Source organism: Streptomyces showdoensis, assembly GCF_039535475.1.
Taxonomy (GTDB): Bacteria; Actinomycetota; Actinomycetes; order Streptomycetales; family Streptomycetaceae; genus Streptomyces; species Streptomyces showdoensis.
This window is the reverse complement of the sequence record NZ_BAAAXG010000026.1, coordinates 3,407,960-3,420,084: the sequence shown is the minus strand read 5'-3', so window position 1 is coordinate 3,420,084 and position 12,125 is coordinate 3,407,960. Positions and strand designations below refer to the sequence as shown.

Here is a 12,125-nt window from a genome sequence, read left to right as displayed (position 1 = left end):
GATCTGGCAGACTCTCCTCCCATGGGTGAAACGACCGTGAAGAGTTTGGAAAACCGGACGACCCCGTCGTCACCCATCGTGACCGGCGGAAGGTTCGCGCGCCTGCGTGCCCGGGCGCCCCGGCGCCCGACGATCTGGTTCGAGATCGCGCTCATCGCGATCAGCTACTGGACCTACTCCCTCATCCGCAACGCGGTGCCGGAGCAGAAGGCCCAGGCGCTGAAGAACGCCGACTGGATCTGGCAGGCCGAGCACTCCCTCGGGCTCGCCTTCGAGCACACCGTCAACCACGCCGTGAACTCGGTGACCTGGCTGATCGTGTCGATGAACTACTACTACGCCACCCTGCACTTCGTCGTGACCATCGGTGTGCTGGTGTGGCTGTACCGATGGCAGCCGGGCCGTTACGCGGCGTTCCGCACGGTCCTGTTCGCCACCACCGGCGTGGCCCTGGTCGGCTACTACCTGTACCCGCTCGCGCCGCCGCGGCTGATGAACGGCCAGGACTTCATCGACACCGTGCTGGTGCACCACACCTGGGGCTCGATGGCCTCGGGCAACCTCAAGCACATGTCGAACCAGTACGCGGCGATGCCGTCGATGCACATCGGCTGGTCGCTGTGGTGCGGCGTGACCATCTTCCTGCTGGCCAAGGCGCCCTGGGCGCGGATCCTCGGCCTGCTCTACCCGACGGCGACCCTGGTCGTCATCGTGGCCACCGCCAACCACTTCTGGATGGACGCGGTCGGCGGCATGATCTGCCTGGCCTTCGGCTTCGCCGTCTCGTACTTCTGGTACGGCTCCCGCCCGCACCGGCTGCCCAAGCTGGTGGAGCACCCCGCCCCGGTCGCCCAGGGCGGCCCCCAGGGCGGTCCGCCCCCGGCGAAGGGGGCGGACGACGCCGAGGCGGAGGAGCGCCGGGTCAGCTCCGGTACGTGATCCGGCCGCCGGTCACCGTGAGCCGGACCGGGGCCTCGGCGGTCTCGTCGGCCGGGGCCGTCGCCGGGTCGACGGTGAACGCGGTGAGGTCCGCGCGGTGCCCGGGGGCGATGCGGCCCGCCACGAGCTCCTCCCCCGCCGCGAACGCGGCGTGCGAGGTCATTCCCTCCAGGGCCATCGGTCCGGTCAGCCCGGGCCTGGCCGCGGCGGCGCCGCGCGGGGCCCGGGCGGTGGCGAGGACCTGCCGGGCGTCGTAGTGGGCGATGGGCCAGTCGGAGCCGAGCGCGAGGTGCGCCCCGGCCTCGCGGAGGTCCCGGCAGCGCCAGGCCCGGTCGGCCCGCTCGTCGCCGAGCCGCTTGGACCACTCGTCGGTGTGGTCGGCCCGGGTGTACGCGGTGTGCGGCGGCTGCATCGAGGCGACGACGCCGAGCTCGGCGAAGCGGGCCAGCTGGCCGTCGGGGACGGTCTCGATGTGCTCGATCCGGTGGCGGGGGCCGGCCCCGGTGCCGAGGGACTCGACGGTGTCCAGGACGTGCCGTACCGCCGCGTCGCCGATGGCGTGGGTGGCGGTGCCGACGCCGGCCCGGTGCAGGTGCCGTACGGCGGCGGAGTACGCGGCCGGGTCGGGCCAGAAGGCGTCGGTGCCCTGGCCGTGGCAGTCGGCGTGCTCCAGCCAGGCGGTGCCGCCCTCGACGGTGCCGTCCATGAAGAACTTGACCCCGCCGATCCGCCAGAGCCGCCCGGCCCGGTCCTGCAGCCGGACCAGCTCGTCCAGCTCCTCGGCGGTGGCCCCCGGCATGCACCACGGGGCGAGGCGCAGCCGTACCGGCAGCTCGCCGGCGGCCTCGACGGCGTCGAGCAGGCCGGGGACGTCGTGGCCGCCGAGGTCCATGACGTGGGCGCCGGTGAGTCCGGTGGCGGCCATGGCGCCGAGCAGCTCGACGAGCCGGTCGCGGCGCTCGGCGAAGGGCTGGGCGGGGAGCACCGGGTTCATCAGGTCCATGGCCGCGTGCTCGTTGAGGTGCCCGGTGGGGCGTCCCGCCGCGTCGCAGACGATCTCGGAGCGCTGGGTGAAGGCGCGCGGGCCGTCGATGCCGGCGGCCCGGAGGGCGGCGGCGCTGGCGAGGGCGGAGTGGCCGTCGTAGAGCCGGAGGAAGGCGGGGGCGCCGTCGAGCGCCTCCTCGATCAGCTCGTGGTGGATGGGGCGCCCGCCGAAGGTGTTGTGGTCCAGGCCGTAGCCGACCACCCAGCCCTCGCGCCGCTCGGCGGCGCGGAGCGCGGCCCGCAGTCCGTCGAGGTCGGTGACGGCCGAGAGGTCGGTGCCCGCGGACATCTCCAGGCCCCAGACGGGGTGGCTGTGGGCGTCGGTGAGTCCGGGGGTGAGGGTGGCGCCGCCGAGGTCGACGAGCTCGGTGCCGGGGCCGAGCCAGGTGCGGGCGTCGGCGTCGTCTCCGATGGCGGTGATCAGTCCGTCGCGGACGGCGACAGCGGTGTGGCGGGAGAGGGCGGGGGTACGGAGGCGGGCGTCGACGAGGACGAGGTCGGGCGCGGACACGAGGGATCGGCTCCTTCGGTGGGGGCTTCGTCGGTGGAGGCTTCGTCGGTGGAGGCTTCGTCGGTGGGGGCTTCGTCGGTGAGGCGTGCTTCGGCGGCGGGTTCGGTGGCCGGTTCTTCGGCGAAGTGGGCGTAGACCTCGGGACGGGTGCGGCGCAGCCGGTACGCGAGGAGGAGCCCGAGGAGGAAGACGGCGGGGACGACGGCGACGAGGACCGCGTCCACGGTGGCCGAGGCCCCGGTGAAGAGCTGGACCTTGGAGGCGACCAGCCAGATCGCGACGGCCAGCAGGACGGCGGCGGTGCCGGGGGCCACGAGGGTGCGCAGCGCGCCCTCCCGGTGCGGGACGCGGCGGAAGTAGCGGACGACGGCGAGGGCGGCGAGCAGCATCAGCGCCATGAGTCCGAGCATGCCGGGGGTGTTCACCCAGAGCAGCAGCTGTGCGTACGGGTCGGCGCCCGCGGCGGCGAAGCCGAGGACGACGACGGCGCCGAGCGCGGTCTGGACGAGGCCGGCGACGTACGGGGAGCGGTGGCGGGGGTGGATCCGGCCGAGCGCGGCGGGCAGGACGCCCTCCTCGGCGAGGGCGAGGCCGTAGCGGTTGATCGCGTTGTGGAAGGCGAGGAGCGAGGCGATGATGCTGGTCACGATGAACACGTGCATGAGGTCGGCGGCCCAGGGGCCGACGTACGTGGTGATCGCGGCGAAGAAGAGCCCGCCGGGGTCGTCGGAGGCGGCGGCGACGACCCGGTCGTCGCCGAAGGCCTGGATGACGGTCCAGACGATGAAGGCGTAGAACAGGCCGAGGAACGCGACCGCGATGTAGGTGGCGCGGGGGATGGTGCGGTCGGGGTCGCGGGCCTCGCGGCGGTAGATCACGGTGGACTCGAAGCCGGTGAAGGCCGAGAAGGCGAAGGCGAGCACGGCGGCGGTGCCGGGGACGAGCACGTTGCCGGGGGCGAAGGAGGCGAGGGAGAGGCCCGTCGCGCCGCCCTCCAGCAGGACGCCGCCGGCGAGGAGCAGGAGTATGCCGGTCTCGGCGACGAGGAGGACGCCGAGGACCTTGGCGCCGAAGTCGATGGAGCGGTAGCCGCCGTACCAGATGAGCAGCAGGCCGGCGAGGGCGATCGGCAGCCAGGGCAGGTCGACGCCCCACAGGGCCTGGGCGGTGTCGGCGGTGGCGGAGCCGAGGAGTCCGTAGACGCCGATCTCCATGCCGTTGTAGCCGACCATCGCGATGAGCGCGGCGGCGATGCCGACGGGTTTGCCGAGGCCCTGGGCGATGTACGCGTAGAAGGCGCCGCCGCTGCGGACGTGGCGGCTCATGGTGGTGAAGCCGACGGCGAAGACGGCGAGGGTGATGCCGGCCAGGAGGTAGCCGGCGGGGGCGCCGATGCCGCCGAGGACGAGGGCGATGGGGGCGACTCCGGCCATCACGGTGAGCGGGGCGGCGGCGGAGACGACGAAGAAGGAGATGTCGGCGGTGGTGAGGCTGCCGGTTCTCAGCCCGGGCGGCTGTGGCGGCTCTTCGGCGGTGCTGGAGGACATGCGGGAGAAGCCCTTCGCTGGCAGGACGTCGGGTCCGGGGAGGAAACCTAAAGCCTTTCGGTTGGCGCAATGTAGCCTCGGGTCCAACGATTCGGGAAGACCTGAACAGGGGGAAAACCTTCATGGGCCGGCCGCGCACACCCCTCCTCGACCGGGAGCGCATCACCACCACGGCGCTCGAACTCGTCGACGAGCAGGGCGACTTCAGCGTGCCGCAGATCGCCCGGCGGCTCGGCGTGCAGACGGCCTCGGTGTACCACCATGTGGACGGCAGGGACGGCATAGTCGAGCTGTTGCGGGAGCGGGTCTGCGCCGCGATCGACGACGCCGCGCTGGACCTGGAGCCCTGGGACGAGGCCATGGGGGCCTGGGCCCGCTCCTACCGTGCCGCCTTCGCCGCCCATCCACGCGCGATCCCGACGCTCACCACCTCGCCGGTCCGGGCGCCCAAGGTGCTGCTGCAGTACGAAAAGGCCGTGGTGCGGCTGCTGGACGCGGGGTTCCCGCTGGCGGACGTGATGCCGGTGATCATCGCCATGGAGAACCTGGTGCTCGGCTCGGCCCTCGACATGGCCGCGCCGGAGGCGATGTGGGAGCTGGCCGACGAGACGGCCACGCCCCACCTGGCCCGCGCGCTGGCGGAGGTCGCCGAGGGCCGGACGGACACGGCCTTCGAACTGGCGCTCGCCGGATACCTGGAACACTGCCGGAGGCGGCTCGCGGCCGCCACCACCTGACGAAGGAGAACCGCACCGTGGTCGTCCTCATCCTGTCCGGCGTCCTCGCCCTCACCGTCGCGGGCTGCGTCTGCGTCGTCTGGGCGGCCCGGGGCGGCCCGCGCTGGACGCACGGCGTGGCCGCGGCGACCCAGGCGGCGGGCCGACTGGCGCGCGGCGCAACCCGTTCCGGCCGGAAGCGGAACGGGGGCGAGTACCCCTTCGGCGGCGACGGGGGCGCGGGCGGCGGGGAGTAGCCGCGGGGACCCCCGGGGCGGGCAGGGACACCCGGGGCGAGCGGGGACTCCCGGGGCGAGCGGGGACTCCCAGGGCGAGCGGGGGTTCCTCCACCCCACTATGCACTCCATGTATACACACTGCGTATAGTCCCCGGCATGACCACCGTCTCCCGGCCGTTCAAGGCCCTGGCCGTCTCCTCGCTCGCCGTCGCCGCCTCGCACCTGATCCTCTCCGACACCCTGTACCTGGGCTTCGCCGGACAGGCCGCGTCGACCCTGGGTGCCGGGGGGCCGGCCTACTCCGCGGACCAGGCGTTCACCACGGCGCTCATGAACACGGCCCTGGTGATGCCGCTGGTGCTCTGGATCGGCCTGCGGATCTCCGGCGAGCGGCGGCTCTGGCTGACCGTGACGACGGGGACCTTCGCCTGGATCGTCGCGGTGTGGAACGGCGTCGACGAGATCGACGACGCTCCCGGCGCCCTGCTGCCCCTGCGCCTCATGCTGCTCGTCGTGGCCCTGACGGCGCTCGCCTCGCTGATCCCGACGAGCGCCCTGCGCCGCGCTACGCGCCGTAGAAGCGCTCCTCCACCACCGCCCGCGCCCGGCGCGTGATCCGTCGGTAGTCGTCGACCATCTCGCCGACGTGGCCCGGACCGTAGCCCAGGTAGCGCCCGACCGCGGCCAGTTCGCGCGGCTCGGAGGGGAAGGTGTCGCCGGCCCGGCCGCGGACCAGCATCACCGCGTTGCGCACCCGGGTCGCCAGCACCCAGGCCTCGTCGAGGATCTGCGCCTCCTCCGTGGCGAGCAGGCCCGCCGCGTGGGCGGCGGCCAGGGCCTCGCGGGTCCGGGTGGTGCGCAGGCCGGGCTCGGCCCAGCCGTGCCGCATCTGGAGCAGCTGCACCGTCCACTCGACGTCGCTCAGTCCGCCGCGGCCCAGCTTGGCGTGGAGGGTCGGGTCGGCGCCGCGCGGCAGCCGCTCGGTCTCCATCCGGGCCTTGAGCCGGCGGATCTCGCGCACCGCGTCCTCGCCGAGCCCCTCCACCGGGTAGCGCAGCGGGTCGGCGAGCTCGATGAAGCGGGCGCCGAGCTCCGCGTCGCCGGCCATCGGTTCGGCGCGCAGCAGGGCCTGCGCCTCCCAGACGAGCGACCAGCGGCGGTAGTAGGCCTCGTAGGACTTGAGGGTGCGGACCATCGGGCCGCTCTTGCCCTCCGGGCGCAGGTCGGCGTCGATGAGCAGGGGCGGGTCGGCGGTGGGGAGTTGCAGCAGCCTGCGCATCTCGGTGACGACCCGGTTGGCGGCCCGGGCGGCCTCCTGCTCGTCGACGCCCTCGCGGGGCTCGTGCACGAACAGCACGTCCGCGTCGGAGCCGTAGCCGAGTTCGTGGCCGCCGAAGCGGCCCATGCCGATCACCGCGAAGCGGGTGGGCAGTTCGTCGCCCCACTCGGCCCGCACGGCCGCCCGGAGCGCGCCCGCGAGGGTGGCCGCGTTGAGGTCGGTGACGGCCTTGCCGACCCGGTCGACGAGGGCGCCGGGGTCGGGTTCGCGGGGGCTGTCCTCCGTGCCGTACGAGCGGATGAGGTCGGCCGCGGCGGTACGGAAGAGCTCGCGGCGGCGCACTCCGCGGGCCGCGGCGACCGCCTGCTCGGCGCCGTCCGCGCGGCCGACGGCGGCGAGGACCTCCTGCTCCAGGTGGTCCCGGCCGCGCGGCTTGAGGCCCTCGGGGTCGCCGAGGAGCGCGACCGCCTCGGGGGCCCGCAGCAGCAGGTCGGGGGCCAGCCGGCCGGCCGACAGGACCCGGGCCAGGTTCTCGGCGGCGGCGCCCTCGTCGCGCAGCAGCCGCAGGTACCAGGGGGTCTTCCCGAGGGCGTCGGAGACCTTGCGGAAGCCGAGGAGTCCGGCGTCCGGGTCGGCGGAGTCGGCGAACCAGCCGAGCAGCACCGGGAGCAGCGTGCGCTGGATGGCGGCCTTGCGGCTGACCCCGGAGGACAGGGCCTCCAGGTGGCGCAGGGCGGCGGAGGGGTCGGCGTAACCGAGCGCTTCCAGGCGCTGGCCGGCCGCCTTGGGGCTGAGCCGGATCTCGCCGGGGGCGAGCTGGGCGACGGCGTCGAGGAGCGGCCGGTAGAACAGCTTCTCGTGCAGCCGGCGGACCACGGCCGCGTGCCGCTTCCACTCCTTGTTGAGCTCGGCGACCGGGTCGGTGCGCAGGCCGAGGGAGCGCCCGAGGCGGCGCAGGTCCGCCTCGCCCTCGGGTACGAGGTGGGTGCGGCGCAGCCGGTAGAGCTGGATGCGGTGCTCCATGGCGCGCAGGAAGCGGTAGGCGTCGTCGAGCTGGGCGGCGTCGGCGCGGCCGACGTAGCCGCCGGCGGCGAGGGCGGCGAGCGCGTCGAGGGTGGTGCCGCTGTGCAGCGTGGCGTCGCTGCGGCCGTGCACGAGCTGGAGGAGCTGGACGGCGAACTCGACGTCCCGCAGGCCGCCGGGGCCCAGCTTCAGCTCGCGCTCGACCTGGGCGGCGGGGATGTTGTCGATCACCCGGCGGCGCATCTTCTGCACGTCGGGGACGAAGTTCTCGCGCTCGGCGGCCTGCCAGACGAGCGGGGAGACGGCGTCGATGTAGGCGGCGCCGAGCTCCGGGTCGCCGGCCACCGCGCGCGCCTTCAGCAGGGCCTGGAACTCCCAGGTCTTGGCCCAGCGCTGGTAGTAGGCGAGGTGGGAGGAGAGGGTGCGCACGAGCGGGCCGTTGCGGCCTTCGGGGCGGAGGTTGGCGTCGACCGGCCAGATGGTGCCCTCGACGGTGGTCTCGGAGCAGATCCGCATGAGGTGCGAGGCGAGCCGGGTCGCGGCCTGGACCGCCTTGCCCTCGTCGGCGCCCTCGGCCGGCTCGCCCACGAAGATGACGTCGACGTCGGAGACGTAGTTGAGCTCGTGGCCGCCGCACTTGCCCATGGCGATGACGGCCAGCCGGCACTGGGCGGCGTCCTCGGGCGCGGCGGCCTTGGCGAGCGCCAGGGCGGCGCGCAGGGTGGCGGTGGCGAGGTCGGCGAGCTCGGCGGCGGTCTGGGCGACGTGGGTGGTGCCGCAGACGTCGCGGGCAGCGAGGGCGAGCAGGCAGCGCCGGTAGGCGACCCGCAGCGAGACCGGGTCGTCGGCCTCGGCGAGCCCGCGCTCGAAGTCGGCGACGCCCGGGTGGAGGTCGGCGGCCTCGTACGTGACGAGGGCCTGCCAGTCGTGCGGGTGGCGGGCCAGGTGGTCGGCGAGCGCCTCGGAGGCGCCGAGCACGCCGAGCAGCCGGTCCCGGAAGGGCTTGGCGGAGAGCAGCGTGGTGGTGAGCGCGGGCCGCTCCGCCTCGGGCTGCGCCTCGACGAGCCGGACCAGGCCGCGCAGGGCGAGGTCGGGGTCGGCGGTGCCGCCGAGGGCGTCGAGCAGCACCGAGTCGTCGCGCAGGGCGGCGAGCTCCTCCAGGTCGAGCAGCCGTTCGGCGGCGGACGGATCGGTGAACCCGTGCCGCAGCAGCCTGCTGAACGTGCTGCTCCTGCGTCCCGGCACCGTCATGCCGCCGCTCCCTCCGCCGGTCGGTCCAGCCCGGACGAGCCTATCCGGCGAACGGCCGCCTTGGCGTTTCGAGGTGCGTGGCGGCGCCGTCCCGGGCACGGTGGTACGGCCTGAATACCGTCGCCCGAGGAGCCCCGAACGTGAACTGGACCCTGGAAGTCGTCCCCGTCCCCGTGACCGATCTGGACCGGGCCAAGGAGTTCTACGCCGACCGGTGCGGCTTCACGGTCGACCTGGACCAGGAGGTGGCCCCGGGCGTCCGGATCATCCAGCTCACACCGCCCGGCTCGCGCTGTTCGCTGGCCCTGATCGAGGGCATGCCGCCGTTCCCCGGCACCCGCGGGATGGCCCCCGGCACGCTGCACGGCCTCCAGTTCTGCGTCACCGACATCGAGGGGGCCCGGAACCGGCTCGTCGAGGCGGGCGTGGACGTGTCCCCGGTGATGCACGTGGGCGCGACGGGCTGGGAGGAGGGCAAGGGCGGCACCTGGAACTCCTTCCTGACCTTCGCGGACCCGGACGGCAACGGCTGGGTGGTCCAGGAGGCCCCGTCGGAACTGTCGGAGCGCTAGGTGGCGTCCGCGGCCCCCTGGAACACGACGCGGTAGTTCCGCACCTTGTCGTCCTCGCCCTCGTACACCATGCCCGCGGCCTCCATCACCCGCTGCGAGGGGATGTTGTCCAGGTCGGCGTCGCCGCGGACGGCGGTGGCGCCGGCCTCGCGGGCGCGGCCGATCAGGCCGCGCAGGGACTCGGAGGCGTAGCCCTGTCCGCGGAAGGCCGGGACGAGGCCGTAGCCGACGGTGACGACGCCGTCCGGCCCGGGCGGGCGGTGGAAGCCGATGCCGCCGATGACGAGGCCGTCGGCGTCCAGGCGTATCGCGTACGGCCGGTAGACGCCGGGGTCGCCCCGCTCGGCGATCCCGGCGAGGAAGGCGCGCGCCACCCCGGTGTCGCCGACGCCGGGGTAGCCCTCGGCCCACAGCTCCCCCGGCGCGGGCCGGGCGTCGACGATGCGCTGGGCGTCGCCGAAGGAGAGCGGGTGCAGCCGGAGCCGGGCGGTCTGGATCATGGTCACGTCGTTCACGCTCCGCAGTGTCGGACGTCGCCCTCGCCGCCGCAACGGGTTTGACCGGAGCCGACGGCTCAGCGCCGCCCGGCCGCCCAGCGCCGCAGCCGCGCCACGTTCTCGCGCTTGCGGCGGCGCGTGCCGGCCGTCTCCTCGGACGTGCCGAGGAAGGCCAGGACCGGCGTCCACCGCTCCCGGCCGCCGGGCGCGGTCCAGCGGACGGCCGGGAAGTCCGTGACCCCGGTGATCCGGGACCGGTCGATCCGGCGGGTCCGCAGATAGCCGTGCACCACCAGCCGCCCCGGCTCGCACCGCACCCCCAGCCGCCAGCCCCGCACCGCGAACACCAGCGAGGCCAGGGCGGCGGCGAGGGCCCAGCCGGCCCCCGACTCCGCCGCGTGCACGGCGAGGAGGACGGCCGGGGCGACGCCAGGGATGGTGTTCGCGCAGCGGTTGGGGGTGGTCGGGAGGAGTCGCACGGCGCCGCGGCGCCTACAGCACCGGCAGGTTCTTGCGGAGCTCGAAGGCGGTGACCTCGCTGCGGTACTCCTCCCACTCCTGCTTCTTGTTGCGCAGGAAGAAGTCGAAGACGTGCTCGCCGAGGGTCTCCGCGACCAGTTCGCTGCGCTCCATGAGGGCGATGGCCTCGCCCAGGTTCTGCGGGAGGGGCTCGATGCCCATCGCGCGGCGCTCGGCGTCGCTGAGGGCCCAGACGTCGTCGTCGGCGCCGGCCGGGAGCTCGTAGCCCTCCTCGATGCCCTTGAGGCCCGCGGCGAGGAGGACCGCGTAGGTCAGGTACGGGTTGGCGCCCGAGTCGATGGAGCGGACCTCGACGCGGGAGGAGCCCATCTTGCCGGGCTTGTACATCGGGACGCGGATCAGCGCGGAGCGGTTGTTGTGGCCCCAGCAGATGTACGCGGGGGCCTCGCCGCCGGAGCCCGCGGTGCGGCCCGAGCCACCCCAGATGCGCTTGTAGGAGTTGACCCACTGGTTGGTGACGGCCGAGATCTCGCCGGCGTGCTTCAGCAGGCCCGCGATGAAGGAGCGCCCCACCTTGGAGAGCTGGTACTCGGAGCCCGACTCGTAGAACGCGTTGCGGTCGCCCTCGAAGAGGGAGAGGTGGGTGTGCATGCCCGAGCCGGGGTACTCGGAGAACGGCTTCGGCATGAAGGTGGCCTGGACGCCCTGTTCGAGCGCGACCTGCTTCATCACCAGGCGGAAGGTCATGATGTTGTCGGCGGTGGAGAGGGCGTCCGCGTACCGCAGGTCGATCTCCTGCTGGCCGGGCGCGCCCTCGTGGTGGGAGAACTCCACCGAGATGCCCATCGACTCCAGCATCGTGATCGCCTGGCGGCGGAAGTCCATGCCCACGTTCTGCGGGGTGTGGTCGAAGTAGCCCGAGTTGTCGGCCGGGGTCGGCCGCGTGCCGTCGAGCGGCTTGTCCTTCAGCAGGAAGAACTCGATCTCGGGGTGGGTGTAGAAGGTGAAGCCCAGGTCCGAGGTCTTGGCGAGGGCCCGCTTCAGGACGTAGCGCGGGTCCGCGAAGGACGGCGAGCCGTCGGGCATGAGGATGTCGCAGAACATTCGGGCCGTGCCGGGGGCCTCCGCACGCCAGGGCAGGATCTGGAAGGTGCCCGGGTCCGGCTTGGCGATCATGTCCGACTCGTATACACGGGCGAAGCCCTCGATCGCGGAGCCGTCGAAGCCGATCCCCTCGTCGAACGCCTGCTCAAGCTCGGCGGGAGCCACGGCAACCGACTTCAGGAAGCCCAGCACGTCGGTGAACCACAGACGCACGAAGCGGATGTCGCGCTCCTCGAGCGTACGGAGCACAAATTCCTGCTGCTTGTCCATTTCCACACCCATCCTCGCTGGTCAGGCCGCCTGCTCCCACCGCCTCGGGCACATCGGGGGGGCACCTGAGCATCCCACCACATGGTTTCGTGCACGTTGCACACCCATAGTGCCTGGTCCGCTGTGACTCAGGTAACGGGGAAGCGGCCGGAAAACGGCGCCGGTCAGGCATCTTTCCGGTACCGACTGATCCCCCGTCCGGCCCAAGGGTCCGCTTCTGCCACTACGATCGGCGCCCATGGGAGCCTCCCGGCTCATCGGCCCGCCGCGACACGCGCGTCCCCTGGCACTGGCGAGTGCCGTGGCGACGCTCCTCGGCGCGCTCTTCCTCTGTCTGGGTGTCGGCGACCCGGGCGGCGCCGACCGGTTCGCCGGGCACGAGACGGCCGCACGGCACCACACCTCGGTGGTCGACGAGTTCGTCTGCCCCTACGACCCGGGCGGCTGCTCCCTCTTCCCGTCCCTCTCCCCCGCGGTGCTCAGCGCCCCGCCGCCGGCCACCCCGCTGCACGCGGAGGGACGGCCCCCGCGCCCCGGCGCGCCGCCCCACTCCGGCCAGGCGCCCCGCCCCGGCGCACAGCCCCGTGCGCCGGACCTCCACGTCCTTCAAGTCCTGCGGACGTGAGCGGCCGGGTTATCCCCCTCAGTTCGTT

General features: G+C 73.6%; 12 protein-coding genes. 6 read left to right on the top strand and 6 right to left on the bottom strand.

Features of this window, described 5'->3' with window-relative positions; all coding sequences use genetic code 11:
- Positions 1 to 21: 21 nt before the first annotated feature.
- Positions 22 to 939 (top strand): phosphatase PAP2 family protein, encoded by a 918-nt coding sequence (locus ABD981_RS28710; RefSeq protein ID WP_046909894.1) that lies wholly within the window; start codon positions 22 to 24, stop codon positions 937 to 939.
- Here ABD981_RS28710 and ABD981_RS28705 read toward each other — a convergent pair.
- Positions 923 to 2,494, bottom strand: a complete 1,572-nt coding sequence (locus tag ABD981_RS28705) for an amidohydrolase (RefSeq protein ID WP_046909893.1) — start codon at positions 2,492 to 2,494, stop codon at positions 923 to 925. The genes ABD981_RS28710 and ABD981_RS28705 overlap by 17 nt on opposite strands.
- Complete coding sequence (locus tag ABD981_RS28700) at positions 2,404 to 4,041, bottom strand: APC family permease (protein ID WP_240495356.1); 1,638 nt, start codon at positions 4,039 to 4,041, stop codon at positions 2,404 to 2,406. Before ABD981_RS28700 ends, ABD981_RS28705 begins: the two co-directional genes overlap by 91 nt.
- A gap of 122 nt (positions 4,042 to 4,163) precedes the next feature.
- On the opposite strand from ABD981_RS28700, the gene ABD981_RS28695 reads away from it, so the two are divergent.
- The 3 genes from ABD981_RS28695 (at position 4,164) to ABD981_RS28685 (ending at position 5,611) form a co-directional block, all read left to right on the top strand.
- Positions 4,164 to 4,778, top strand: coding sequence for a TetR/AcrR family transcriptional regulator (locus ABD981_RS28695; protein ID WP_046909892.1), 615 nt, complete (start codon positions 4,164 to 4,166; stop codon positions 4,776 to 4,778).
- 17 nt (positions 4,779 to 4,795) lie between these two features.
- The gene (locus ABD981_RS28690; protein ID WP_046909891.1) at positions 4,796 to 5,014 is read left to right on the top strand and encodes a hypothetical protein; all 219 of its coding nucleotides are present in this window, start codon (positions 4,796 to 4,798) and stop codon (positions 5,012 to 5,014) included.
- 138 nt (positions 5,015 to 5,152) lie between these two features.
- Complete coding sequence (locus tag ABD981_RS28685; protein WP_046909890.1) at positions 5,153 to 5,611, top strand: hypothetical protein; 459 nt, start codon at positions 5,153 to 5,155, stop codon at positions 5,609 to 5,611.
- Here ABD981_RS28685 and ABD981_RS28680 read toward each other — a convergent pair.
- Positions 5,562 to 8,549: a bifunctional [glutamine synthetase] adenylyltransferase/[glutamine synthetase]-adenylyl-L-tyrosine phosphorylase gene (locus ABD981_RS28680; protein WP_046909889.1), complete on the bottom strand. Its 2,988-nt coding sequence runs from the start codon at positions 8,547 to 8,549 to the stop codon at positions 5,562 to 5,564. The two genes, ABD981_RS28685 and ABD981_RS28680, sit on opposite strands and share 50 nt — an antisense overlap.
- A gap of 140 nt (positions 8,550 to 8,689) precedes the next feature.
- On the opposite strand from ABD981_RS28680, the gene ABD981_RS28675 reads away from it, so the two are divergent.
- A complete protein-coding gene (locus tag ABD981_RS28675) occupies positions 8,690 to 9,121 on the top strand; it encodes a VOC family protein (protein ID WP_046909888.1) in 432 nt (143 codons plus the stop codon).
- Here ABD981_RS28675 and ABD981_RS28670 read toward each other — a convergent pair.
- From ABD981_RS28670 to ABD981_RS28660, 3 genes are read right to left on the bottom strand one after another with little or no spacing between them, the layout of a single operon-like run.
- Positions 9,118 to 9,636: a GNAT family N-acetyltransferase gene (locus ABD981_RS28670; protein ID WP_338058646.1), complete on the bottom strand. Its 519-nt coding sequence runs from the start codon at positions 9,634 to 9,636 to the stop codon at positions 9,118 to 9,120. The genes ABD981_RS28675 and ABD981_RS28670 overlap by 4 nt on opposite strands.
- Positions 9,637 to 9,695: 59 nt before the next feature.
- On the bottom strand, positions 9,696 to 10,097 hold the full coding sequence (locus ABD981_RS28665) for a hypothetical protein (protein ID WP_046909887.1): 402 nt from the start codon (positions 10,095 to 10,097) through the stop codon (positions 9,696 to 9,698).
- 13 nt (positions 10,098 to 10,110) lie between these two features.
- Positions 10,111 to 11,472, bottom strand: coding sequence for a glutamine synthetase family protein (locus tag ABD981_RS28660; RefSeq protein ID WP_046909886.1), 1,362 nt, complete (start codon positions 11,470 to 11,472; stop codon positions 10,111 to 10,113).
- Between the two features lie 238 nt (positions 11,473 to 11,710).
- Between ABD981_RS28660 and ABD981_RS28655 the strand changes: the two genes are divergently transcribed.
- Positions 11,711 to 12,097: a hypothetical protein gene (locus ABD981_RS28655; protein WP_046909885.1), complete on the top strand. Its 387-nt coding sequence runs from the start codon at positions 11,711 to 11,713 to the stop codon at positions 12,095 to 12,097.
- Positions 12,098 to 12,125 lie beyond the last annotated feature (28 nt).